Annotated in this window: 24 protein-coding genes; 10 read left to right on the forward strand and 14 right to left on the reverse strand. The window is 68.8% G+C overall.

Annotation, left to right across the window (positions count from 1 at the left end; genetic code table 11):
• The first annotated feature begins 86 nt into the window (after positions 1 to 86).
• Entirely contained in the window at positions 87 to 296 is a 210-nt protein-coding gene (locus tag Pen02_RS28990; protein ID WP_107262234.1) for a hypothetical protein, read from the forward strand.
• Between the two features lie 58 nt (positions 297 to 354).
• Here the strand turns inward: Pen02_RS28990 and Pen02_RS28995 are convergent, their stop codons facing one another.
• Positions 355 to 1059, reverse strand: a complete 705-nt coding sequence (locus tag Pen02_RS28995; RefSeq protein WP_239141448.1) for a GH12 family glycosyl hydrolase domain-containing protein — start codon at positions 1057 to 1059, stop codon at positions 355 to 357.
• 305 nt (positions 1060 to 1364) lie between these two features.
• Between Pen02_RS28995 and Pen02_RS29000 the strand changes: the two genes are divergently transcribed.
• Complete coding sequence (locus tag Pen02_RS29000; RefSeq protein WP_203869299.1) at positions 1365 to 2744, forward strand: fibronectin type III domain-containing protein; 1380 nt, start codon at positions 1365 to 1367, stop codon at positions 2742 to 2744.
• Between the two features lie 135 nt (positions 2745 to 2879).
• Here Pen02_RS29000 and Pen02_RS42065 read toward each other — a convergent pair whose 3' ends face one another.
• From Pen02_RS42065 to ssd, 7 genes are all read right to left on the reverse strand, one after another.
• On the reverse strand, positions 2880 to 3266 hold the full coding sequence (locus tag Pen02_RS42065) for an Rv3654c family TadE-like protein (protein WP_239141450.1): 387 nt from the start codon (positions 3264 to 3266) through the stop codon (positions 2880 to 2882).
• A 218-nt stretch (positions 3267 to 3484) separates the two neighbouring features.
• Entirely contained in the window at positions 3485 to 3853 is a 369-nt protein-coding gene (locus Pen02_RS29010; protein ID WP_203869301.1) for a TadE family type IV pilus minor pilin, read from the reverse strand.
• On the reverse strand, positions 3850 to 4020 hold the full coding sequence (locus tag Pen02_RS29015; protein ID WP_203869302.1) for a DUF4244 domain-containing protein: 171 nt from the start codon (positions 4018 to 4020) through the stop codon (positions 3850 to 3852). The genes Pen02_RS29010 and Pen02_RS29015 overlap by 4 nt, the downstream gene beginning before the upstream one ends.
• Positions 4021 to 4041: 21 nt before the next feature.
• Entirely contained in the window at positions 4042 to 4875 is an 834-nt protein-coding gene (locus tag Pen02_RS29020; protein WP_203869303.1) for a type II secretion system F family protein, read from the reverse strand.
• Positions 4875 to 5714: a type II secretion system F family protein gene (locus tag Pen02_RS29025; protein ID WP_239141452.1), complete on the reverse strand. Its 840-nt coding sequence runs from the start codon at positions 5712 to 5714 to the stop codon at positions 4875 to 4877. The genes Pen02_RS29020 and Pen02_RS29025 overlap by 1 nt, the downstream gene beginning before the upstream one ends.
• Entirely contained in the window at positions 5711 to 6961 is a 1251-nt protein-coding gene (locus Pen02_RS29030) for a TadA family conjugal transfer-associated ATPase (RefSeq protein ID WP_203869304.1), read from the reverse strand. The genes Pen02_RS29025 and Pen02_RS29030 overlap by 4 nt, the downstream gene beginning before the upstream one ends.
• A gap of 40 nt (positions 6962 to 7001) precedes the next feature.
• The gene (gene ssd / locus Pen02_RS29035; RefSeq protein WP_372445688.1) at positions 7002 to 8114 is read right to left on the reverse strand and encodes a septum site-determining protein Ssd; all 1113 of its coding nucleotides are present in this window, start codon (positions 8112 to 8114) and stop codon (positions 7002 to 7004) included.
• A 326-nt stretch (positions 8115 to 8440) separates the two neighbouring features.
• Between ssd and Pen02_RS29040 the strand changes: the two genes are divergently transcribed.
• The gene (locus tag Pen02_RS29040; RefSeq protein WP_239141475.1) at positions 8441 to 9493 is read left to right on the forward strand and encodes an alpha/beta hydrolase; all 1053 of its coding nucleotides are present in this window, start codon (positions 8441 to 8443) and stop codon (positions 9491 to 9493) included.
• A 22-nt stretch (positions 9494 to 9515) separates the two neighbouring features.
• Here Pen02_RS29040 and Pen02_RS29045 read toward each other — a convergent pair whose 3' ends face one another.
• Positions 9516 to 11690: an MMPL family transporter gene (locus tag Pen02_RS29045; protein WP_239141477.1), complete on the reverse strand. Its 2175-nt coding sequence runs from the start codon at positions 11688 to 11690 to the stop codon at positions 9516 to 9518.
• A gap of 116 nt (positions 11691 to 11806) precedes the next feature.
• Between Pen02_RS29045 and Pen02_RS29050 the strand changes: the two genes are divergently transcribed.
• Positions 11807 to 12445, forward strand: a complete 639-nt coding sequence (locus tag Pen02_RS29050) for a TetR/AcrR family transcriptional regulator (RefSeq protein ID WP_203869305.1) — start codon at positions 11807 to 11809, stop codon at positions 12443 to 12445.
• A gap of 731 nt (positions 12446 to 13176) precedes the next feature.
• Entirely contained in the window at positions 13177 to 13947 is a 771-nt protein-coding gene (locus tag Pen02_RS29055) for a DUF5131 family protein (protein WP_203869306.1), read from the forward strand.
• 98 nt (positions 13948 to 14045) lie between these two features.
• Here Pen02_RS29055 and Pen02_RS29060 read toward each other — a convergent pair whose 3' ends face one another.
• Both Pen02_RS29060 and Pen02_RS29065 read right to left on the reverse strand, forming a co-directional pair.
• Positions 14046 to 14825: a transposase family protein gene (locus Pen02_RS29060; RefSeq protein WP_203869307.1), complete on the reverse strand. Its 780-nt coding sequence runs from the start codon at positions 14823 to 14825 to the stop codon at positions 14046 to 14048.
• A gap of 24 nt (positions 14826 to 14849) precedes the next feature.
• Positions 14850 to 15794 carry a three-Cys-motif partner protein TcmP gene (locus Pen02_RS29065; RefSeq protein ID WP_203869308.1) on the reverse strand — a complete coding sequence of 315 codons (945 nt, stop codon included), beginning with the start codon at positions 15792 to 15794 and terminating at the stop codon, positions 14850 to 14852.
• Positions 15795 to 16477: 683 nt separating this feature from the next.
• On the opposite strand from Pen02_RS29065, the gene Pen02_RS29070 reads away from it, so the two are divergent.
• A complete protein-coding gene (locus Pen02_RS29070; RefSeq protein WP_203869309.1) occupies positions 16478 to 17851 on the forward strand; it encodes a hypothetical protein in 1374 nt (457 codons plus the stop codon).
• Between the two features lie 476 nt (positions 17852 to 18327).
• Here Pen02_RS29070 and Pen02_RS29075 read toward each other — a convergent pair whose 3' ends face one another.
• The 3 genes from Pen02_RS29075 to Pen02_RS29085 all read right to left on the reverse strand — a co-directional run bounded on the left by Pen02_RS29075 (position 18328) and on the right by Pen02_RS29085 (position 20620).
• A complete protein-coding gene (locus Pen02_RS29075) occupies positions 18328 to 18561 on the reverse strand; it encodes a hypothetical protein (protein WP_203869310.1) in 234 nt (77 codons plus the stop codon).
• Between the two features lie 179 nt (positions 18562 to 18740).
• The gene (locus Pen02_RS29080) at positions 18741 to 19295 is read right to left on the reverse strand and encodes a GNAT family N-acetyltransferase (protein WP_203869311.1); all 555 of its coding nucleotides are present in this window, start codon (positions 19293 to 19295) and stop codon (positions 18741 to 18743) included.
• 14 nt (positions 19296 to 19309) lie between these two features.
• Complete coding sequence (locus Pen02_RS29085; protein ID WP_203869312.1) at positions 19310 to 20620, reverse strand: NsdA family TPR-like regulatory protein; 1311 nt, start codon at positions 20618 to 20620, stop codon at positions 19310 to 19312.
• 685 nt (positions 20621 to 21305) lie between these two features.
• On the opposite strand from Pen02_RS29085, the gene Pen02_RS29090 reads away from it, so the two are divergent.
• The 4 genes from Pen02_RS29090 to Pen02_RS29105 all read left to right on the forward strand — a co-directional run.
• A complete protein-coding gene (locus Pen02_RS29090) occupies positions 21306 to 21563 on the forward strand; it encodes a hypothetical protein (protein WP_203869313.1) in 258 nt (85 codons plus the stop codon).
• A gap of 367 nt (positions 21564 to 21930) precedes the next feature.
• Positions 21931 to 22134: a hypothetical protein gene (locus Pen02_RS29095; RefSeq protein ID WP_203869314.1), complete on the forward strand. Its 204-nt coding sequence runs from the start codon at positions 21931 to 21933 to the stop codon at positions 22132 to 22134.
• Between the two features lie 352 nt (positions 22135 to 22486).
• Complete coding sequence (locus tag Pen02_RS29100) at positions 22487 to 22864, forward strand: hypothetical protein (RefSeq protein ID WP_203869315.1); 378 nt, start codon at positions 22487 to 22489, stop codon at positions 22862 to 22864.
• A gap of 20 nt (positions 22865 to 22884) precedes the next feature.
• A partial coding sequence (locus Pen02_RS29105; RefSeq protein WP_504739747.1) for a tetratricopeptide repeat-containing protein occupies positions 22885 to 24327 on the forward strand: 1443 nt, incomplete at its 3' end.

Raw genomic sequence — 24327 nt, forward strand, 5'->3', positions numbered from 1 at the left:
TAGTCGGTATTCGCATGCATGGATCTATGTGGATGCGGTTAAGTTAGGCTGGGAGCGCTTCCACGGATCCGCCTGAGGAGGACGTCGTGGCCGACACCATCGCCGAGACCGTCGAACTGCTGTACACCATCGACCAGGCACATCTGACTGTCGATCAGCAGATCGCGCTGTCGCAGGCGTACGCGGCACTGGCCCAGGCCGAACGCCTGGACCAGATCCACCAGATGCTGCACAGCATCCACCAGGTGCTGAACAGTTGGGTGGTGCGCCGGGCCACCGAGGGCAGCATCCGCTGACCCGGCCGCACCCCAGGCACGGCCGCCGGCCCCGCTGGCGACCGATCCGGACCGGCGGTCAGCCGGAGACCGAGAAGCTGTTGGTGACGAAGTCCCGACCACCGGCGGACGACGTGATCTCGTAGCCGAGCTGTACGTCGCCGATGGTCACGTCGCCGAACCAGCCCCGGGCGCGGATCCAGGTGGCGATCGCCCGGACGTCGACCGTGCCGGAGTTGGTGTTGCCGCTCCGGATGAACGAGTAGACCTGGTTGGACCCGTTCGAGCCCCGGTAGACGTCCCAGGTGTGCCCGCCGACCGACGCCCTGACCTGGAAACTGCCCAACGGACCGACCGGCCCGTACCTGTTCATCCAGAGCATGATCTCGTGGGCGTGGTCGGTGGTCCAGATGTCGTACGCCGTGGTGTAGGCGAGGCCACTGCCGCTGGTAGGCACCGTGACGTTGAAGCTGCTGGTGACGTTGCCGAGGGCACTGACCCGGCGGCCGATGTAGCGGGTGGCGTTCGGGTACGCCTTGATCCCGCCGGTGTTCGGGTGGTTGGCCCAGACCCCCCAGTTGCTGGTGGAGTTGGCCCAGATGGTCTGCGGGCCGTGCCCCGAACCCCAGATGTTGTTGTAGAGCGTGTACCCGCCGCTCGACCAGGTGCCCCAGCGGTCACTGGAACTCCAGACGGCGGCCCGCACGGGCGCGGGTGCGGCGGTGACGGTCAGTACGACGGCGAGCGCGAACGCGCCGACCGCCAGACGTAGGGAACGCAGCACGATGACCTCCTTGTCGGCCCGGCGGCAACGGGACGGACGCCGGGACAGCCGGAGCAGTCGAACGGTTCGACTGCGGCCCGGAGATGACGCGCGCGACATCGCTCACCGAAAATTTAGTTTTGGTTCCAAACTAAGTCAATAGATGTGTACCGATCACATTCGGGTGAAGCCGCGCCCTCCGCGATCGCATTGACACCCTCGAATCCACGCACCTAGAGTTGACTTCCCTCACGCTGCGTGAGCGTTCCTCGCCCGTACCGGCTGTCGCCGCGCCCGGTCCCGTCCCCCGAAGGCAGGTCGCCGCCGTGTCCACCCCCGTCAGCACCGTGGCCGCTCCCGGCCGCCGCTGGTACACCCCGATCGCCGCCGGGCTGGCGCTGGTCACCACCGCCACCCTCGCCAGCGCGCTGCCCGCGACCGTCGCCCGGGCCGTCCCGCACGGCACCGCCCCGGCCCGACCGGCGGCGGCGGATGCCCACCTGCCCGAAACGGCGGCGGATAGCCGACTGCACGCAACGGCGGCGGATGGCCAACCGCCCGCAGCGGCGGCGGCTCCGCTGTTCACGGACGACTTCGAGGACGGCAACGCCGCCGGCTGGTCGACCGCCGGCGGACAGTGGTCGGTCGGCACCGACACCACGCGGGCGTACCGGCAGCGCTCCGGCAGTGCCGCCGCCAGCGCCCGGGCCGGCGACTCCACCTGGACCGACTACACGGTCAGCGCACAGGTCAGGCCGAATGCGCTGAGCAGCGCACGCTCCTCGATCGGGCTGCTCGCCCGGGTCCAGTCCAGCACCAGCCACTACTACCTGAACCTGCGCGGCAACGGTCAACTCGAACTCGGCAAACTCGTCGCCGGTCGGGTCACCGTGCTCGCCTCCGCACCGGCGACCGCCGCGATCGGCGGCTGGCAGACGCTCCGGCTCGCCCTGCTGGGCAACCAACTCGTCGGGCAGCTCGGGACCGTCTCGGTCAGCGCCACCGACAGCCAGTTCGGCCAGGGCCGGATCGGGCTGGCCACCGGGTACGCCACCGGATGGTTCGACGACGTCCTGGTGGAGCCGCCGGCCCCGGACATCCAGCCGCCGAGTCCGCCCGGCCAGCCGCAGGTGCTGTCGGTCGTACCGGGAGCGGTGACCATCACCTGGCCCGCGTCGACCGACAACGTCGGAGTGACGCAGTACTGGGTCTACCAGGGTGACCAGTTCTACTCGCAGTACGTGGCCCGGATCGTGCCGGACAACTCGCCGCTGACCCTGCAACTCAATCCGACGGCGGCACGAAGCCACTTCTCGGTCACCGCCCGCGACGCGGTCGGCAACACGTCCTCGTTCTCCGCACGGACCTCCGTCGACCAGCCGCCGAGCTTCCCGCGCAGTGGCGACGACACGGTCCGGCCCAGCGCGCCCGGCGCCCCGGTGGTCACCGCCGTCACGCCGAACGGCTACCAGGTCACCTGGGAGCCGGCGACGGACGACATCGGCGTGGTCGAATACCACGTCTACCACGTGTTCGCCCTCGACGAGATCCGGGTCGACGCCAAGGTCACCACCAACTCCGCAGTGATCGTGCCGCGTGGCGGGTACGAGACGATCTACGTGGTCGCGTACGACGCGTCGTGGAACCGCAGCAGCAGTCCCACGGTGCAACTCGTCCCGCCAGCAACTCCGCCAGCCAGGCGGTAGCTGCCAGGCCGGACCTGCGGGACGCAGCCGAATCTGCTTCCCCAGGATCAGCGGCTCTCACAGGCGTCCCGTCGCTCCGGTTAGCGGTGCAGGGAATCGACGCCAAACTGGACGTACTCGGTCCGTAGCGCCAGGTCAGGCGGCTGGGCCGCTGTCGCCCCGGACCGGTCCGGCCCGAGCTGTCGCGCGGGCGACCCGGCTCATCCCGGGCAGCGGTTCGACCGTCACCTCGGCGGTGACCTGGAGGTCGAATCCGTCGAGCGTGCACCCGGTGATCCGGGCGCTGTTCGCGGCGGCGATGGCTGCCGCGCGGGCGCAGGCCCGGTCCGCGCCTTCGATCGCGTGGGCGGCGCCGGCGAGCGCGCCGAGATCCGCCGCGACCCGGGACTGGTGCCGGGCCACCCGAGCGGCCTCGACCGCCGCTCCGCCGAGGCTGAACACGACCAGCGCCAGCCCGACCGCGAGCAGCCACAGGCTCGCGCTGCCTCGATCGGACCCGCTGCCGGAACCTGCCCACGACACCCGCGCCGGGCCAGGAACAGCCGCGACTGCTGCCACGCACCAGGCTGGACGGCAACGGGCACCAGCTCGACGAGCCCGGTCCAGCCCCAGCGGCCGGCCTCGCCGACCCCGATCCAACCGGCGAAGCAAACCCTGCCGGACCCGGACCAGCCGGCGGAACAGGCCTCGCCGGGTCCAGTCCAGTCCAAGCCGTGTCCGGGGTGCGGTGCGGTCGGGCGTCATGACACCGGCTCCGGTGCACCGGGTTCGACTGCCGCCACGGCGGTCCCGGTCACGGTGATCCGGGGCAGCCGCGCACCGAGCGTACGCACCGGTGCCCGTACGGTGGCCACCACCCGGTCGCCGGTCACCGAGACCGACACCACCGCGCCCGGCGGCGCGGCCCTGGTGCCGGCCGGCACACCCGGGGCGCCACGGGAGGCAGCCAGAGCCGCCTCCCGCGCCGCGTCCACGCACTGCCCCTTGGTGGTCACCGCGTTCACCGCAGTGAGCCCGGCGAGCAGCAACAACAGCAGCGCCGGCAGGCCGGCCGCCAACTCGGCGGTGACCGAGCCCCGGTCGCGGTCGACCGGCCAGCGCCGGATCACGACAGGGCCCGGTCGATCACGCTCGCCAATGCGGCCTGGACCCGACCGGAGGTCAACACCTTCAGCAGGATCCCGGCGAAGGCGACGGCGGCGAGGGTGCCGACGGCGTACTCGGCGGTGTTCATCCCGGCGTCGCCCCGGAGCCGGGCGGTCAACTTGCGCAGCATGGAGTTCCTCTCTCGGTTCGGTCAGAGCACGTCGCCGAGTACGGCGACGATCACCGGCACCAGGCCGGCGAGAATGAAGGCGGGCAGGAAGCAGAGGCCGAGCGGCAGCACGATCAGCACACCGGCTCGACGGGCCGCCGCCTCAGCACCGGTCGCCCGGTCGGCCCGCAGGTCGTCGGCGAGTCGGGTCAACGCCCCGGCGAGCGCGGCGCCACTCGCCGACGAGCGCACCGCCGCCGTTGTCAGCCGCTCCGCGCCCGGCACCGGTCCGAGCCGCGCCCACGCCTCCTCCGGCGTGCCGCCGAGCCGGAGGGTCCGACCCACCTCGGTGAGCCGCTCGCCGAGTGGGCCGGCGAGAGCCTCCGCGACCGCACAGACGGCACCGTCGACCGGTGCGCCGGCCCGTAGCGCCGCCGCGAGCAGGTCTGCCGCGAGTGGCAGGTCGGCGGACTCGCGCAGCCGGCGCCGTCGGGCGGCCGCCGGTTCGAGACGGCGCAGCAGCCGGTCGAGGCTGACCGCCGTCAGCACCCCGAGCAGGAGGCCAGGCCAGCCGCCCAGTAGAACTCCGGCCGCCAGCCCGCCCAGGCCGGCACCGATCCGGACGAGGTCGATCGGGCCCGCCCAGCCCGGCCCGTTTCCGGCCGGACCGAATCCCGCAGTCGTACCGCTGTGTGATCCGGTGCCGGTCCGACTGGCTACCCGGCTGGCTGTCTGGCTGCCTGTTCGAGCCGGCTGGCGGGCGGGGGTGAGTGCGGAGAGTCGCTGTCGGGGCGATCGGCGGGCGGGCACGCCGACGAGCGCCAGCAGCAGGGCGAGACCCGCCAGAACTGCCGGTACCAGCGTCCGGGCCGTCATCAGCGTTCCGAGGTGGCGACACGAGCGGATCGGCCGGCGCCGCCGAGCCGGGCCGCCCAGGCCAGGCCGGCGAGTTGCAGGATGATCGCGCCGACCGCGCAGGCGGCTCCGATCGGGGTGTGCAGCAGGATCGCCAGCGGGTCGACACCGATGCCGTAGCCCAGCGCGATTCCGCCGGCCGGCAGCCCGGCGAGCAGCCAGGCGGTGGCTCGGGCACCGGCCGCCTGCGCCTCGGCAGCGGCCAACCCTCGGTCCATCGCCCGCGCGTCGGCCTCGATCCGCTCGACCAGGTCGGCCAGTGGCGCACCGGTCTCCTCGGCGAGGCGTACCGCTGCGCGGGCGAGACCGGCCAACCGGTCCGGCCCGTCGACCACCGACGTGGCCGTCGACAGGGCCGTCGACGGTGGGAGTCCGGCGCGCAGGTCGGCGGCGAGTGCGCAGAGCTCGTCGAGTTGGCGGCGGTGCGCGTGCTCGGCTGTCCGGTTGGCCCGGCGCCGCAGCAGGGCGCGTACCGCCAGGCCGGTGTAGGCGGCGACGGCGAGCGCGGCGACCGGTCCACCGGCGAGTGCCCCGCCGACGCCACCGAGGACTACACCGACGAGCACTGTCCGCCAGGGCGGCACCGAGGTCAACAGCCGATCCAGCGCCGCCGAGCGGGGCAACCGTGCACCCGGTCCGATCGCCGTGGAGATGTCCCCGGAGCCGGACTCCTGCACGGTGTCGGCGGTGTGGCGCCCGCTGATCACGGCGCGGCGCCGGGCCCGGAGCCGCCCGGACGGCCAGCCGACCAGGATTGCGGCGCCCACCAGGCAGGCGCCGGCCAGCCACCACGTGGTCACGGTCCACCCCGGGTGATCTCCCGCCCCTGCCCCGGCCCGGACGGCGGCCACGATCGGGATGCCGAGTTGCTCGGGTGGGCGGTGTCGAGCAGGGGTGGCACCGGCACTCCCCGCTCGGCTAGCAGCGCCGCCAGCGCCGGGCCGGCCGGGCCGACGCCCCGATCCCGACGCCAGGCCGGTACGACGGTGACCAGCCGCTCCGGCCCCGCCGGCAGCAGCAGGCAGACCGCCTCCAACACCCGTCCCGTCGCGGTACGCCGAACCTGGAGCAGTACCTGTAGGGCGGCGGTCACCTGGGCGTGCAGCGCTGGTCGGGGCAGCCCGCCGAGCAGACCCAGTGCCTCCAGGCGGGCCGGTACGTCGCCCGGGGCGTTGGCGTGCAGGGTGCCTGCCCCGCCCTCGTGCCCGGTGTTCAGGGCGGACAACAGATCGACCACCTCGGCGCCCCGGCACTCGCCCACCACCAGCCGGTCGGGGCGCATTCGCAGGGCCTGCCGCACCAGGTCGCTCAGCCCGACCGAGCCGGCACCCTCCACGTTGGAGGTGCGGGCCTGTAGGCCGACCACGTGCGGATGCACCGGCCGCAACTCGGCGGCGTCCTCGACCAGCACGATCCGTTCGGTCGGCGGTACCAGGCCGAGCAGGGTGTTCAGCAGGGTCGTCTTGCCGGAGCCGGTGCCTCCGACGACCAGGTAGGCGAGCCGGGCGGCGACCACGGCGGCGAGCAGCGCGGCGGCGGCCCGGGGCAGGGTGCCGTGGCGTACCAGGTCGTCGAGGGTGAAGGGGCGCTGACGGAAGGTACGCAGCGACAGGTAGGGCCCGCTGGTCGCCACCGGGGGCAGTACGGCGTGCAGCCTGGTGCCGTCCGGCAGCCGCGCGTCGACGTACGGGCTGCCCTCGTCGAGTCGTCGGCCACAGGCGGCGGCGAGCCGCTGCGCAAGTCGGCGTACCTCGTCGGGGCCGCCGAGCAGGATCGGCACCGGGGACAGTCCGCAACCCCGGTCGACCCAGACCTTGGCGCCGTTGACGAGTACGTCGGTGACCTCGTCGTCGGCGAGCAACGGGGTCAGCGGGCCGGCGCCGACGAGATCGTGGTGCACCCGGGTGGCCATCCGCAGCACGGTGGTGTCACCGAGTACGGCGGCACCGGGCTCGGCGCGTACGGCGGCAACGACGGCTGCCGGTGTCACGGTGGTCCCCTCGGCGGCGAACCGGCTCCGGACCCGGGCGGCGAGATCACTCCTCATGACCGGGCCATCCCGGTGGCTGCGCAGGCGCCCCGCGGCGTCATCGTGCCTCGGCCGGGACGCCGGCCGCTCCGGTGAGGTCGGTGATGATGCGCTGGCAGAGCGCGGCCAGCGGCCCCCGCCCGGCGGCCGCCGGAGCCTCGCCGCGTTCGAGGTTGCGGCAGAGTCCCGGCTCGGGACGCAAGGTGCCGACCAGTGGCAGGTCCAGTGCCCGGGCGACCTCGCGGGCCTTGAGCCGGCCCGGCGCCGGACCGCGCACGATGACCGAGAGGTTGGTGCAGTGCAGCCCGGCGACCGCGACCACCCGGGCGGCTGCGGCGGTGGCCCGCAGCTCGGCGGGAACCAGCACGAACGCCTGGTCGGCCGCCTGGAGTGCGATCACGGCCGCGTCGTCGAGTTGCCGGGGCAGGTCGACGACGACGATGTCCCGGCCACGGCGGCCGGCGTCCATGGTGGCCGCCATCGCCTCGGCCGGCAGCGCCAGCAGGTCGCCGCGATCCCAGGAGAGCATCACCAGGTCGCCCCGGCTGGGCAGCGCCCGGACCAGCGCGGGTGCGTCGACCCGGCCGTCCGCCTCGGTCAGCGCCGGCCAGCGCAGACCTTCCAGTTGTTCCCAGCCGAGCACCAGGTCGAGGCCGCCGCCGAGCGGGTCGGCGTCGACCAGCAGGGTACGCAGGCCGCACCGGGCGGCCGTGATCGCGAGCCCGCCGGCCAGTACGCTCGCGCCGGCCCCGCCGCGCCCACCGATGACCGCGACGATCCGGGCCGGGCCACCCACCGCACCCCGGCCGGTGAGCGCCTCGCCGAACCGGTCGACCAGCCAGGGTTCGGCCGCCGGCAGCACGGCGACGTGCTCGGCGCCGAGCAGCTCGGCCACCTCCCAGCCGCCGTCCCCCTCGCCGGAGCGGCCGACCAGGACCACCCGGGGTCGGCGGGGCAGCCTCGCCCGCAGGCATGCCTGGGCCTGGTCGGTGCCGATCATCACCAGTGGCGCGGCGGCCCATCGGGACCGGGCCGACGGCGGGTCGGCGGCCACCTCCACCTCGCCGCCACCCGCCGCCGCGAGCCGGAGCAGCTCGTCGAGTAGCTCGTTGTCCGAGGTCACGACCAGGGGCAGGCGCGGTCCGGGACGGACCTGGGTACGCGGTGGCATCACGTCCTCCAGCGGTGGGATCCGGCTCCAACGGGCGGTCCGGTTACCGCCACACCCTGTCGTCCCGGACCCCTGCCCCGAGCAGGTGAAATCCCGCCCTGTGGATAACTCGGACGGCTGTGGACAACCTCCGCTCGACCGGTGGATCTGATATGCGAACCAGGACATTCAGCGGCGATCCCGACAGCGGAACCCAGCCGTCCCGACAGCGGAACCGACAGCCTGCGCGGACGACGCCGACCAGGCCATATTCGAGGCCGGCCCGGGTACCCGAACCGCAGGTCGGCACCGTGCCACGGCGGTGCGGGTCGGAGGGAGGGGACGTGATGGCGCAGTCCGTGAGCATGACCTCGGTGGTGCTGGAGCCGGCCGCGGAAGAGATCGTCCGGCAGACGGCGAACCCGCCGTTCATCTGGCAACTCGGGCCGGAGAAGGGGCGGGCGCAGCTCGCCGACCTGCAGTCGGGCAACACGCCACGCCCGGAGGTCGACATCGAGGACATCGTGGTGCCGGGTGGCCCCTCCGGGCAGGTACCGGTGCGGATCGTCAAACCCCGGGGCGCCGGCCGGCTCGGTGGGACCGGTGCGGGCCTCGGCGACCGGATCCGGTCCGTGGCCCAGGAGATGATGCGGCCTCGCGGAGTCGGCGGGATGCTTCCGGCGGTGCTCTACATCCACGGCGCGGGCTGGGTCTTCGGGGACTCCCTCACCCACGACCGGCTGATCCGCGAACTCGCCGTGCAGTCCAACTCGGCGATCGTCTTTCCGGAGTACAGCCGGGCGCCGGAGGCGCGGTTTCCGATCGCGATCGAGGAGTGTTACGCGGTGGCGCAGTGGATCGCCGCCCAGGGCGACGACTACGGCATCGACCCGACCCGGATCGCGATCGCGGGCGACTCGGTCGGTGGCAACCTGGCCACCGTGCTGACGATGCTGGCCCGGCAGCGTAACGGCCCCCGCTTCGCCGAGCAGGTGCTGCTCTACCCGGTGACCGACGCCAACTTCGACACCGCGTCCTACCGCGAGTTCGGCACCGGCTACTACCTCAGCCGGGACGAGATGATGTGGTTCTGGGACCAGTACCTGCCGGACCGGGCCGAGCGGTCCGATCCGCTGGCGTCACCGCTGCACGCCAGGCCGGACCAGCTCAAGGGCATGCCGCCGACCCTGATCACCACGAACGAGGCGGACGTGCTGCGCGACGAGGGCGAGGCGTACGCGGCAAAGCTGCGCCAGGCCGGCGTACCCGTGACACACGTGCGCTACCAGGGCATCATCCACGACATGGCGATGCTCGACGCGCTGGCCGACACCCAGGCCGCGCAGGCGGTCACCGCCCAGGCGGCGGCGACCCTGGCCCGCGCCCTGCACCACGTGTAGCAACCGCCGTCGACCCGCGGGGCTACTCGGTGAGGCCGATCCGGTGGTGCAGTCGGCGCAGCGGCCCCGGCGCCCACCAGTTCGCGTGCCCGGCCAGCCGCATCAGCGCGGGTACCAGCACGCCCCGGATCAGCGTCGCGTCCACCAGCACGGCCAGCGCCATCCCCACGCCCAACTGCTGGAGGAAGACGACCTGGCCGGTGGCGTAGGTGGCGAACGAGGCGGCGAGCACGGCCGCCGCCGCGGTGACCAGCGGACCGCTCCGGGCGATACCGGCCGGCACCGAGCCGACCGGGTCGCCCGTGCGGTCGTACTCCTCCTTGATCCGGGCGAGCAGGAAGACCTCGTAGTCCATGCTGAGGCCGTAGGCGACGCAGAACATCAGGATCGGGATGCTCGGTTCGATGGCGCCGGTCGGGGTGAAGTCCAACCACCCGGCGAGGTTGCCGTCCTGGAAGACGAAGACCAGCACGCCGAACATCACCGACAGGCTCAGCAGGTTGAGCACGGACGCCTTCAGCGGTGCCAGCACACTGCCGGTCATCAGGAACAGCACGACGAGGGTGACGGCGACGATCAGGCCGGCGACCAGCGGCAACCGCTCGGTCACCCCGTCCCGATAGTCGGTCAGCTCGGCCGGATAGCCGCCGACCAGGACCGGAAAGGGAGCCGGCTCGGCACGCACCGCGCGGACCAGGCCGACCGCGTCGTGCGACAGCCGCTCCGCCGAGGGTACGACCGACAGCCACGTCCCCGGCCCGGCGCTGCCTCCACCTGTCCCAGTCCCACTCCGGATTCCGGTCGGTGTCGGTACGGGCTGGCCGGCCGCGTAGGAGCCGGCCGCCGAGTCGACCCGGACCACCCCGTCGAGTCGGGACAGCGCGGCGGCGTAGGAGCCGACGGTCGACGGGGTACCGGTCGGGGCGACGACCTGCACCGCGTCCGCCTCCTCGGCGGCGAAGTTGGCGCGTACCTGGTCGTAGAGCTGGCGTACCGGGGCGGACTGCGGGAGCACCCGGTCGTCGGGAAGCCCGAACCGCACGCCGAGAAACGGGGAGCCGAGCAGCAGCAGGATCGCCAGCGCGGCACCGCCGAGCAGGAGCGGGCGGCGCATCACGTGGCGCGTGGTGACGTACCAGAAGGTTCCGGTGTTGTGCTGCGACGCGCCGCGCCGGTCGACACGGTGGCCGAGCAGCGCGAGCGCCGCCGGCAGCACGACCGTCGCGCCGAGCACGGCCGCGAAGACCACGGCAATCCCGGCGTACGCGAAGGAGGCGAGGAACGGGAACGGGAAGGCGAGCAGCACCGCCAGGGATGCGGCGACGGTGATGCCGCTGAACAGCACTGTCCGGCCGGCGGTGCGTACCGTCCGGGCGACCGCCTCCCGCACGTGGCCGGCGGCGCCCGGGTCTGTCGAGTGGTGTAGCTCCTCGCGGAAGCGGAAGACGACGAAGAGTCCGTAGTCGACGCCGAGGCCGATGCCGAGTACCAGGGCAAGGTTGGCGGCGAAGGTGGAGACGTCGACGATCGTGACCACGCCGCGCAGGATGGCCAGTGCTCCGGCGACGGCGAAGATGCCGACGCCGAGGGTGAGCAGGGCCGGGGCGAGTCGCCGGTAGACCAGCCAGAGCAGCAGGAACACCATCGGCAGGACGATCAGTTCGGCGCGGACGAAGTCCCGCCTGGCCTGTTCCATCACGCTGCGGAACACCTCGTCACCGCCGCCGACCTCGACGGTCAGCGTGCCATCGTCGCGGGTGAACCGTGGGGTCAGCTCGGGCAGGATCTCCCGGCGTACCTGGTTGGCGTCGCCGGGTATCCAGGCCAGCACCAGCGCCTGCCGGCCGTCCTCGCCGCGCAGTGTGGCCGGGGCGTTTCGGGTCCAGTAGGACCAGGCGTCGCCGACGCCCGGATAGCCTGCGAGTTCGCTGGTCAGTGCGGCGCCGGCCGCCGCGATGTCGGGGCTGTCGACGGTGCCGTGGCGGGCGGTGACCAGCAGCGCGACGTTGGGACTGCCAGTGCCGAAGCCGGCGGCCAGGGCGTCGCGGGCGCGCATCGACTCGGAGCCGGGCGCCTCGAACCGGTTGAGCGAGAGCGCGTCGATCGTCCCCGCACCGATCGCGGCGGAAGCGAGCGTGACCAGCACCCCGACGACGACTATCCACAGTGGTCTACGACCGACGAACCGGGTCAGCACGTACGCCCCCTTGGTAAAGTACGAGCAATCAGTCGTGTTTCTGGGATACGAGAATACGAGCAATCGCTCGCGTTTACTAGGAGGGGTGTGCCGTCAACGTGACCGAGGAGCACCACATGACCGAGGAGCACCGCGTGACCGAGGAGCCCAGGACGCGGCGTCGACAGGCCCGGGGCGAGCGCCGGATGGCCGACATCCTGGACGCCGCCGCGAAGGTGTTCGCGCAGCTCGGCTACGAGAAGGCCACCACCAACGCGATCGCGGCGGCGGCCGGCATCTCCCCCGGGTCGCTGTACCAGTTCTTCCCGAACAAGGAGGCGATCGCGCAGGCCCTCGCCGACCGGTTCGTCGCCGAGATGGGCGGTACGCACCGGACCGCGTTCGAGAACCTCGACTTCGCGGCGCTGGACCTCGACGAACTGCTGGACCGGGTGGTGGACCCGATCGTGGCGTTCAACGTGGCGAACCCGGGGTTCAAGGCGCTCTTCGCCCGCCCCGACATGCCGGCCGGACTGACCGGGGCGGCCCAGCCGATCCAATCCGCCCTACTCGGCCGGGTGGCGGCCATCCTCGCCGCTCTCGACCCCGAACTGCCCGACGAGGACCGCGACCGCGCCGCCCGCGTCCTGGTACGCATCTTCCAGGCAATGCTCCCGGCCGTCGTTGACGCCCCGGAACCAGAACGTCCCGCCGAGGTACGCGAACTCAAGAAGGTGCTCCGGGGCTACCTCGCCCCGATCGCCAGGGAGGACTGAGGGTACGTCCCGAGCCAGCACCCAACCCGGGCAGGGCGACTGGTGGCGATCCGGCCGGAGCAGCATGAGTGGGTCGTGACCAGCGTGAATGCGCTTAACTCCCAAAAGCGACGACCCCCGTCGGGGGAGAGTGATCGGCCGTAGCGCCGAGTGCGATCGAGTGCCGTACCGCGTGGTCAGGAGTGGTGGTCGTGCTGCGGAGCATGATCGTCGTCGGCCGCGCGGTACGGCGTTCGCTGACTTTCTGCTGACCCCGCGGAGCCACCCGAGGTAGCTTCGATGGCAAGCCGCGCAGCGGCGCCGCAGCTGATCGCCTCATCCCGACGGCGGCCAACAGCCCACGCGATCGTCACGGCATCCAGAGGGGATGGCGCTGCGGACACCCGAGGACGGCCGGAGGCCGCCCGCAGGGTGGTCCGCGAGTGCAACAGCGTCGTTGATCATCGAACCGTCAGCTTGGGAATCGCTTTGATCAACACGGTGTGTAGATGTGGGCTCCGAAGTGGCGACGGACTGTACGCACATCGCCGGGCGGTAGCCCGTGGGGCACGCGCTGTTGACCGGCAGATCGGACACGGTGCGGGCACGAAACCGTTCGGGTCCTACCCTCCCGTGTCGTAACGGCCCGCACAGGGGAAAGGTTACGCACGGGTGGAGATTGAGCGGTTTGCCTTCACAAGCCGTACGTACGTTCGACATGATGATGACCGTGACGCTGAAGGAGGAAGCCAGTGGCAGACCGTAGCGCCATCGAGTGGACTGAGGCCACGTGGAACCCGACGACAGGATGCAACAAGGTCTCCGCCGGGTGCGACAACTGTTACGCCCTTACATTGGCGAAGCGACTCAAGGCCATGGGCTCCGCCAAGTATCAGACAGACGGAGACCCTCGGACCTCGGGGCCGGGCTTCGGCGTCGCGATTCATGAGGATGCTCTCACGATTCCGTTCCGCTGGCGTGACCCGAGAGTCGTATTTGTCAACTCGATGAGCGACCTATTCCATGCGCGAATCCCGGGCAGCTTTGTCAAGGAAGTATTTAAGGTCATGGCGGCTACGCCGATGCACACTTACCAAACCTTAACAAAGAGGGCTATGCGGCTTGCCAAGCTCGCTGCTAGTCTTGACTGGCCGCCTAATGTCTGGATTGGTGTCAGCATCGAGGACGCATCTCACTTGGATCGACTAGCACATCTCCGCAAGATCCCAGCGTCTGTGCGTTTCCTATCAGCCGAGCCACTACTTGGTTCTTTGCGCGACGCGGACTTTACCGCCCTTGATTGGGTCATTGCCGGTGGAGAATCTGGCGCTCACGCACGGCCCTTGGATCCGAACTGGGTTCGCGAGATCCGGGACGCCTGCGTCGATGCAAGTGTCCCGTTTTTCTTCAAGCAATGGGGCGGCAGAAGCGCCAAAGCTGGAGGTAGAACTTTGGACGGTAAAACATGGGATCAAATGCCATCAAAGGTGGCTAGCCCCGTACTTGCATCGATACCGTCCTAGGCGTATTCAGGCCACCACGGCCTGCCCCTTGGATCCCACGAGGCGCTAAAGGATGTCTCGTAACTTGGTGAAGGCGTTGCCTGGCAAGGGTGTTGGTGTCACCCGGTCAGGATGATGTTGTGGAGGTGGGCGATGCCGGAAGCGGTGTCGGTCAATGTGCGGGCGGCGCGGCGGTAGTCGCGCAGGATCTTGAAGCACTTCATGCGGGCCAGGGCGTGTTCGACCTGGGCTCGGACGGTGCGATGCTGCTTGTTCAGCGCGAGCTTCCAGTCGGGTAGAGGGCTGCCGTCGGCCGGTTTGCGGTACGGGATGATCACCTCGGGGTTGCCGCGGTAGGCGCCGTCGGCCATCACCGGCCGTCCGGCCAGCTTCTGGTCGATGCCCGAGGTGCGGTAGACGATCGTGTCGTTGCGGTTGCCGGGCTGCGGATCGCCGAGGGCCACGACGAGGCGGGTGTGGGCGTCGATGGCGACCTGCAGGTTGCTGCTGTAGCGGTAGTTCTTGCTCTGGGCGGCCAGGCGGTGGTCCCGGGTCGGGATCAGGGTGCCGTCGACGATCGTGATCTGGTCGACCCGGCGCCGGCGTACCGGTGCCAGGGCGAGCAGGGGGCCGAGGGTGTCGATGACCCGGTGGGCGGCGGAGTGCGACACCCCGAACAGCGGGCCGATCTGCCGCATCGTCAGGTTCGTGCGCCAGTACGCGGCGACCAGCAACACCCGGTCCGGCAGGTCGAGAGCCCACTGCCGGCCCGGCCGGCCGTCAGCGATCGCGTCACCGCCACGCTCGGCGACCAGCTTGACGAGTCGGCGGAACTGGACGGGCTGCAACCCGGTGAACGGGAAGATCCACTCCGGGCGGGCTGCCGAGATCACCTGCACCCCGACATGATCCACCGTGGACCGTCATCCAGTTACGAGACATCCCTTAGGCTCCCATTTTGTGATGTCCGACGGCTTCACGCTGACCTCGACGTCAAATAGGGTCTGGAGGCCTTGTTTCTCGCGGCGCTTGTCTGCCGCCTTCTCTCGGGCCTCGGCTAGCATCTCAGGTTCGCGCTCAGCAGCTTTGCGGTAGAGGTGGGTCATTATCTTCTGGCCCACCTCGTGATCGGTAGCGAAGACCATGTCATATATGGGCATACCATGGAGCATCCGCATCGGAATCCTTGCCGTGTTAGCGTAGCCGAGACCTTTCTCAAGCCGCCTTCTTAGAAGGTTGACCATCTCGTCCCGATACTCCTCGGCCGAGATCGCATCGGCGTCGCGTGCGGCCTGAATAGTCTGCCACGCTTTAGTGCCATAGAGGCGATCAACTCGCTCGACGAATGCGTCGGCGTTGGTGCCTTTCACTCCCTTGGCGACCATTGCTGGAGAAGCCAATATCCACAGCTCTGATTTTCGGATTCCGTCTCGAAACCTCGCGGCCTTTTCAAGCGTCCGCCAAGCAACCTCGGCGGCTTGCTGATCAACAAAGACGAATGTCGGGTACCGCCGGTACGGCGACAGATCACGCAAGACTTGATCGATGGTGGCGTTGCAGTCTCCGGGGTAGATCGTGAAGTCGTTGATGCGGTCTGGGTACCTGGCAGGTAAGTCCTGTTGAAGCTTGGCCGCCTTCGTGGCCATCTCACAGAAGGCGAGTTTCGTGAAGCCCGGCTTCGCGGCCAGGGCCAGTCGAGCTGATCCGTCGAACTCGACTCCGGTTGCCCTGTCGCGGTTGAACGGTTGTCCAGCCATGAGATCGACGTACACACGGTGGCGGGCTTTGGCGGAAGCTTGATTGAAGGCGGGTAGGTAGCCAGCCAGGATCTCAAGTTTGTTCCGCGTCCAGTACTGCCACTCACGCATACAGGCCTCCCCGGTCCGCGTAGCAAGGCTGCAAGTTCCTCGACACTCATCGTGACGGCCCGTGAGTCCGAAAGCGAGGGTCTGTCGTAAAGCTTCTGAGGACGAGAGATTTTCGTGTTGGTACAGGTGCGGAGACCACGCGCCGCTTCGTCGACTCGGCATCAAGCCAGCCTTGGCATCCCGGGGGATGGGACAGCGGTACGCGACCACCCTCGGGGGCAGGCCAGGGCCTGTCCGGCGATAGGCTGCCCCAAGGGGTCGCAGAGGCTCCGCAGTCAAGGAAGGCCGCTTGCGGCCGTCGCTTGCGTCCTTGAGCGTGGAGGGGGCGGCCCCACACATTGCGCGCCGCCGCACCCCGGCCCTCTACTTCTCGGCTCTCCGTCGCTGACGTGGTGCGGACGCGGGCCAAGCCGCAGGCTTGCCTCCCCGGCCATCTGTCCCGGCCTGGGAGGTGGGCGACTTGTCCACCCATCCTGCGGCTGGCCAACGCGTCACGGTGCGCGCCGCTCAGCGGCGCGCCTTGATCCAGATGAGGACGTTTCGGCAGTGTTCCTTTTACGCAACCCACCGATTGTCGACAGATGGGTGAACGTCGGCCTCGCGAGCCCTCGGAGATCGGTCATCGGGTCCCGGTCCAATCGGCCCATTTGAGAGTCGTGAATCCACCTGTATTATTCACTTCCATGTCATCGAGGAACATAGGGGCGCCGGCTGTAGATCGTTTTCGTGGCGCCCTTATCCGATTAACCGACGCCTTGGAAGCAGTAGAGGAGCTGACTGAATTTACCGGCACTCACGTCTTGGCCTTAGACGACACAGAGAGGGTCATTGACTCCATCATCGAGCGCCGGGGTGTTCCGCTTAGTGAAGATAAGCGTGCTGCCGCATTAGACGCGGCCGCAACGTTCTTCGAGAGGCTGGAAACGAGCTTAGAGGGCGTAAGCCGGGTACATTTTGAAGTAGGGACAGGCTTCAGACCCCCCGATGGAGGCGCTCAACATGAAGACCAAAACTTTGGCGAGAAGTTTCAAAATGAATTTCAACCCGCCATGGATCAGATGATAGATGCACTAGAGGCCAACGGCATTAGAGGTCGACTGGCAATGGACATAGTGACTGCGTACTCTGCAACGAGAGTAAGGAAGCCTCGTGCAGCGATCCTATATTCATCTCTTCTTGTCACTACCGTCGGTGCTTGCGAAGTGTTCTTGGGGGACACAATGCGCGCCTTCCTCAAGGCCCGCCCGGAAGCCATGAGCACGAGCGAAGCGAAGTTCTCATTCTCCGAGGTAGCGGGCTTCAAGTCGATTGAGGCGTTCCGCAACTATAGTATTAATAAACAAGTCGACTCAATCCTCCGACAAGGTAGTTTCGACGATTGGATGAAGTGGTTCGACGATAAGCTGCGTATCAAATACGAGGACATGACCAGTCATGGCCTCAACCTTCGCGAGGTCTTCCAGCGACGTCATATCCACGTACACAACGATGGAAGAGTGTCCGATCTCTATCTACTTAAGTTGCCTGACCTCGAAGCACCTCCCACAATCAACACACACCTTGAGATAACTCCCGCCTACCTTACGGGTGCCATTGATCAACTCTGGGATTTCGCCGTCGTCCTTATAGTCGCGGTCGGAAGAAAGCTTTTCCGAAAGGATGCAGCGTCCAGAGAAGCGATCAATAACCTTGGGGTCAATACTATATTCGAGCACCTCAAAAGCGGCAAATACCACTGCGTTATCGAACTCTACGCAAGACTCCACGAGGGATTCGATAGCGAGGTCGACCGACTCACCACGAGGGTCAATCATTGGGTCGCACGGTCAAGATTAGGAGATCCCAAGGTTACCGCCGAGGTCGAAGCTTGGGACACTACGACGCTAAGCAGAAGATATCAGCTGGCCAAGACGGCATTGCAAGGAGACTACAAAGAGGCCGCCGAGCTAGCCGGACAGCTAATCGTTGGCGGCGAGTTAACACGAAGGGATTATCGAGAGTGGCCTTTGTTGCTACATGTTCGCGAGGCTTATCCGGATCCACCTATGCCCGACTAGCCAACGGGCACGAACTCGCGAAAAGCCCCTGGCCCGCACCTATCCCGTCCTACCGCCAACCGCCGGAAGGGAATGGTCCTACGCCCAGTCCGCCATCGAGCGGAAATGGACGCACGCTGGCGGATCGGACGCTGGTCTGCGCCCTTTGTCGAGGTCAATCGCGCCCGAGATGACTCGCGCAACCACTGGCCGATGAGTCTTCGGCATCTGGAGCCTGAGGCGCCCGCCGGATCTTCGCCGAGTCCTTCACGCTCAGCACCTCCCGATGCTTTGAGGAGGAGGTCCAGATTCAGCCGGTACCACATGGCCGCTCCTGGCCGGCTGTAGTCGTCCGTGCCAAGCGACGGGCGTCGGCGTGCTTTCGACCTGGACGCTCGCGCAGAGGGGCCGGTGCCGCGCTCCCCTGGCGGCGGCGCGTGCGGCCCGCTTGTGGACCGCTTTGAAGACGTACACAGAGCTTCCGCGGAGCTGGTAGTTCATTGCTGGTAGGGCGATCCTTCCACAGCGGCGCAGATGGCTTGCTGAGGGCTTGGGCGGCTGGGACGCCATGTGGTGATGATGGGACGGATTGCATCGACCAACGCGGAGACGGCATCGTACATCTCGGAGTCGGGCAGCTTGTCCAGGGTGGCGACGGTGTCCAGGGTGAGTTGGTACCGGTAGCGGTTGGTGTCGTCATCTCGCCAGTGCGGAGAGTTGCGCCACTCCACGGGTGAGCACTTCGGCGGCGGCGGCGTGGATGGCGGCAGCGCGTTGCTGGGTCGTGGGTGTGGCGTCGTGGCCGTCGTCTGTGGGCGTGGCTGCGTCGCGCATGTCCGAATGCTACAGATGTGCGACGGATCGTGATCTGCGCCTGCCGGGCTCGGCCTGACGATCAGTGACGGATGGGCTACGCGTCGGCCAAGGCCGTGAGCCATTCGTGGGCAAGGATGGAGTAGAGCAGGGAGTCTCGCCAGGTGCCGTTGGTGTGGACATGGTCGCGTAGGTGGCCTTCGTACTGCATGCCGAGACGTTTGACGACGGCGATAGATCCGGCGTTCTCGGGGTCCATGGCGGCGCTGATGCGGTGCAGGTCGAGGACGGTGAAGCCGTAGGTGATGAGGGTGCGGGCGGCGTCGGTGGCGAAGCCGTGGCCCCAGTGGTCGGCGTGGATGGCGTACCCGAGTTTGGCGGCTTTGACTCCGCCCAGGCCGAGCCTGCCGAAGCCGATCATCTGGTCTTGCTTGTCGGTGATGGCCAGGTAGTACTCGTTGCGGGGTTCGGACTGGGCGCGTTGGATGGCGCCTTCGATCATGACGGCGGCCTGGTCGTGGTCGCGGCTGTCGTAGGAGAGCCATCGGGTGACGCGGTCGTCGCCGACGATGGCCAGGGCGTCGGTGACGTCGTCGAGGCGGAAGTCGCGGAGGTCGACCAAGCTGCCGGTGATGGTGTCGATCGGGTACACGCTCTGATCCTCGCCTATCGCGGGAGGGCGTTGGCGGGGGTGTGGGTGAAGTGCTCGATCCCGTCGACCAGGTCCCGGGCGTCGGCGGTGAGTCCAGCGCGGCTGACGGCCTGGTGCACGCGGCGGACGGAGTGAACGATGCCGTTGATCCGCTGGTCGGCGGGCAGCTCTAGCACGGGCGCCAGGGCGTCGATGGCGGCGTCGAGGTCGCGGCCGGCGATCCGGGCGATGGCTAGGTCGGTGTGGGATCCGGCCTGGTCGCCGAAGGCCCATGCCGGGTCGTGGGGATCGGCGTAGGCGGTGACGGCGCGCGTGGCGTAGTCCTCGGCGGCGGTGGCCTGGTCGGGGAGCCAGGCCAGGGCGTCGGCGGCGTAGTAGAGGGTGCGGGGCTGGTTGAAGGTGCAGATGCCGCCCATCGCGTCGAGGTCGTCGGGGCGTACCCGGGTCCATGCCTGCTCGGCCTCGGTGATGGCGGCCTTAGCTTGTTCGGCGTTGCCGAGGGCGGCGTAGGCGCGGGCAGCGCTTGCGGGGAGCCAGACCGCGGTGGTGCCGCCGGCTTCGGTGGCGTGTTCGCGTCCGGCGTCGGCGTAGCGGACGGCTTCGGCGTACCGGCCGGCCCAGTAGGCGACGAGGGATTGCATGCCGCGCAGCCAGGCTTGCAGTCCGGGGTGTCCGGCCTGTTCGGCGCAGAGTACGGCGGTGCGGGTTTGCAGCATCGCGGCGTGCGGGTCGGCCAGGTCGTGCGACACCTTCGCCAGTAGACCGCTGGTGATGCCGGCCAGGAAGTGCAGATCCCTCGACTGGTTCGGCGGCTGGCGGCGCTCCAGCAGGGTGAACAGGGTGTCTTGGGTCTCGGCGAGGTCGCCGATGAGCTGGTTGACCGGCTGCTGCGGGTAGGCCAGGGCGAGCCGCTGTACGTCTTCGGCGAGTTGCTGGATCGCGGCGGGGGTGGTGGCTTCGGCGGCGAGCATGGCGTAGTTGCGAGCGCGTTGGGCGGCCATGGCGAGGATCGTCCTTTCGGGGCCAGTACCGGGCAGGGCGAGGGTGCCGCGCTGCTCCGGAATCGCGGAGGGGTTCTCGGGAGCCCAGGGGCGTTGCAGCTCGTCGACCGGTCGGCCGAACATGGCTTGCAAGGCACGGCGGGTTGCCGGGGTTGCCCCGGACAGGTCCCGTTCGCCGCGCGCCAGGCGGCCGAGGTGCCGGGCGCTGATCGCCGCGCGAGGGTCGAACCGGGAGAACTCCTCGGCCAGTTCCTCGTACGTGCGGTCACTCTGCTGGATCAGGTGCGCCAGCAGAGTGCGGGGTTCGCGCCGCTCGCGAGCCATCGTGCCGCCTTCCCTCGGTTGGGCTTGTCCCTACGCTGTCCCACCCAGGTCCTTGCATCAATACAGGTCCCTGGAAGGTCTGTCCGATGTCCTCCACAGATGCCACTACGGGCCTCGAACGGTCCCCGCCGACAAGTACACGATCAGTGCATGGCCGCTCCACACAACGCAACCACCGATTCGAGGCTAACCCGGACCGGTGAAGGTTGTGGAGTTCCGGTCCTTGCCATACACAGCAGCGGAACTGCATCGACTGCGGCGGTACCGGTGTGAGCGGCCCGCAGGTTCCTGGCGTGGACGGGGAGCTGGCCGGGTGAGACAGGCCCGGGGTGGGTGCTGGGCAGTGACCGTACGTACGGTCGACCCGACGACGACGGCCGGTCCGATGAACCCGCCCACCTCGGCGCCGCCGAAGCGAAGGGGACACCTTCCGTGGTGCCGAAGACAGGAGACCTGGTACGCGTGACCGGACGAGCGTCTGTGCAGTTCGCCGGCACACGAGCGCTGATGCTGCGAGTCCTGGCGGTCGATCCGAAGCCGACGTACTACGGATGGGCATGGATCACCGGCTACGTCCTCGACCACCTAGGCGAAGCGGTCGAGCGGCGAGAGATCTTCGTACAGCCGGCCGGCCTGCAACTGGTCCAAACGCCGAGACCGGCACGGCACCCGGTCGGAGGACGTCGTGTTTGACGTACGGGTGCGGCTCGGTGAGGTGATCCGGATCCCGGCCGCCAGCAGGTTCCGCCCCACCGACGGCCCCGTGGCGTTGTGGGTGACCGGCGTACGACTCGTAGCCAATCGCCCCGAGCAGCACGAGTGGGTCTGGCTCGAAGGCGTAAAAATCCTGCACGACGGCCGATCCGGCGATCAGGCACAGATCCTCGTCCCCGCCCGCCTCCTCGCCCCCACCACACCGAACCCACCCGAGAACCCGCCGTGAGAGGCCACCACCTCACCCCCGCCGAGGAGGCCGGACTACGACTCGCCCAACGACAGTTCGAGGAACACCCCACTCAGCCACGACGGCCGCTGCCCCCGCTGCGGCAACCTGGACTCCTGCGCGCCTCGAAGAGCAGCGTGGTGGACGTTGCGCATCACCCGCCGACTACCCCACCGCCGCCCCGACGCGCCCCGTCCCGACCTCATCGACAGGCCACCCACCGAGCCGCCACAGGACCGGACGAACCAACCAGAAGGCTGCACGAACCAAACAGAAGGGCTGTGACCAGCGTGAATGCGCTTAACTCCCAAAAGCGACGACCCCCGTCGGGGGGAGAGTGATCGGCCGTAGCGCCGAGTGTGATCGAGTGCCGTACCGCGTGGTCAGGGATGGTGGTCGTGCTGCTGAGCATGATCGTCGTCGGCCGCGCGGTACGGCGTTCGCTGACTTTCTGCTGACGCTCGGCGGCGCTCTGGTCGTACTCGGTAGCAAGCCGCGAAGCGGCGCGGTAGCGATCGCCCGGCGCTCGATGATGGGCGACAGTACTGGCGATCGTCACGACATCGGCTGATCGGTGCGCTGCGGGCGCCCGAGGACGGCCGGAGGCCGCCCGCAGGGTAGTCCGCAGCGTAGAGGCTGCCGAACCTGCCAGCACCCTCAGCTTGGGAACTCGCTGGGCGCCGGTCCGGGTCAAAGTCAGCGGCTTGCGCTCCTGGTCATGGTGCCTGTGGTTGCCCACGGTTCTCCGTGGTTTCCCGACGCTACGGGCACGTAGGGGGCACAGGGTACGAGCGCGGTGGAGGTGGAGCTGTCTGGGCTCTGCTGATCCTTGGCTGATTGGGCCGGGTGGGTGCGTCTTCTGGTGTGGTTGCGGCGGTCGTTTGTGTGTTGGTTTGGTTGCGACTGTCGGTGATGATGTGTCGATGCGACTGCTACGCAAGGTGATCTTTGTTGTGGGTTTGCTGGTTGCCGGTGCCAGCCTGGCGTTGTTTGCGCGGTTCCTCTTGACGCAGGGCGTGGAGCGGGCGTCCTGGTGGGTATCCGTGGCGGGGTTCTTCGTCACGGTGTCCGGGGTGGCGATCGCGGTGTACGCGTGGCGGCGTCCGGTGCCACCGCCCGGGTCAGGGAACGGCAGCGAGGTGTCAGGGGGCACTGCTGGGGTGGGCCCGGTCGCGGGTGATGGGGGTTTCGCGGCGGGGGATGTGCGGATGGAGGCGCGGGATCAGGCGGTGGTGGCGGGTGTGGTGCAGGGGTCGGTGTCGACGGCAAACCCTCACAGGCCGGGTCCGGCTTCGGCCTAGCTGGGCCCGGCTTTGATCGCGTGGCGGTGCAAGCGCAGACAGCGTTGACCGCCGCTGGTCATGGAATGGCTATCGGTTCTGTCGGCGCGCTGTACGTGGGCGGTGATGGTGACCGGCCGGCGGTATCGGTCGCGCCGCCGATGGGACGGCGTAGCCGGCATCTGCGGGGCCGGGATGACCTGGTTGATGAGTTGCTGGGGCTGGTCACCGATGGTGTGGGTGGGTCGCGGGTGCGGGTGTTGCACGGGCTCGGCGGGTGTGGGAAGACGTCGATCGCGTTGGAGGTGTGCGCGCGGTCGGGTGGCGGGCCGGTGTGGTGGGTGTCGGCGGTTGATGAGGTGTCGTTGCGGGCGGGGTTGACGGCGGTGGCTCGGCATGCGGGTGCGAGCGAGCAGGAGCTGCGGGCCGGGGATCTCGGAGATGTGTTGTGGGGGCGGTTGTCGGGGTTGGCGTCGGGGTGGTTGCTGGTTGTGGACAACGCTGATGAGCCGGAGGTGCTTGCGGGGTCGGGGCAGTTGGTGGATGGGAATGGGTGGTTGCGGCCGGCTGAGGTGGAGGGGTTGGTGGTGGTGACCAGCCGTAGCGCGCGGTGGCCGTCGTGGTGTCACCCGCAGCGGGTGGGGATGCTGGATGAGGAACTGGCGGCGGAGGTGTTGCGCGATGCCGCTGGTGAGCAGGCGGGCGGGCTTGATGAGGCGCGGGCGTTGGCTCGCTGGCTGGGCGGGTTGCCGCTGGCGTTGCGGTTGGCGGGGGCGTATTTGGCGGCGACGGGGGCGGCTCTGCTGCCCGAGCCTGGCCGTCCGGCGACGTTCAGTGAATATTTGGCGGTGTTGCAGGCCGCTGGTGGGCGTCGGTTCGTGGCGGGTCAGGAGATGGCGGAGGAGGTGACCAGCCGGGCGTTGACGCTGTCGCTAGATCTCTTGGCGAGACGGGGCCTGGATCAGGCGGAGGTGTTGCTGCGGCTGTTGGCGCAGTTCGCTGAGGCGCCGGTACCGTTCCGGCTTTTGCTCGAACCTGAGCTACTGAGCCAATCGAGCCTACTGAGAGGTGTAAGTGCCGGAGACATCTCCCGGTTGTTGGAGGCGCTGGTGGACATGGCATTGATTGACATCGCGGCTGGTACGGGTGTTCAGCGAGTATTGACCTTGCATCCTGTTGTAAGGGCGGCCAGCCTGGACACCTTCGCCGCCTTGCAAGACGATCCCCCAGACGTTGAAATGCTCGCGGCGTCGGCTATCTATTCGGCCGCTGATGGTGAGTCGACGGGGTTGCCGGAGGACCCACCACGATGGCCGTTGTGGCAACTCCTCGCCCCGCACGCGTTTGAGCTGATGCGGCGGCTGTCCAGCATTGAACGTCCCCACTCGGACTTGGTGCACTTGGCCGCCCACTCGGCTCGGCTGGCGGCTCGGGCGACCCACGCTCAGGGCGACTTCGACCGGGCTCGCACCGAATTCCAGGCC

The organism is Plantactinospora endophytica (assembly GCF_016862915.1).
Taxonomy (GTDB): Bacteria; Actinomycetota; Actinomycetes; order Mycobacteriales; family Micromonosporaceae; genus Plantactinospora; species Plantactinospora endophytica.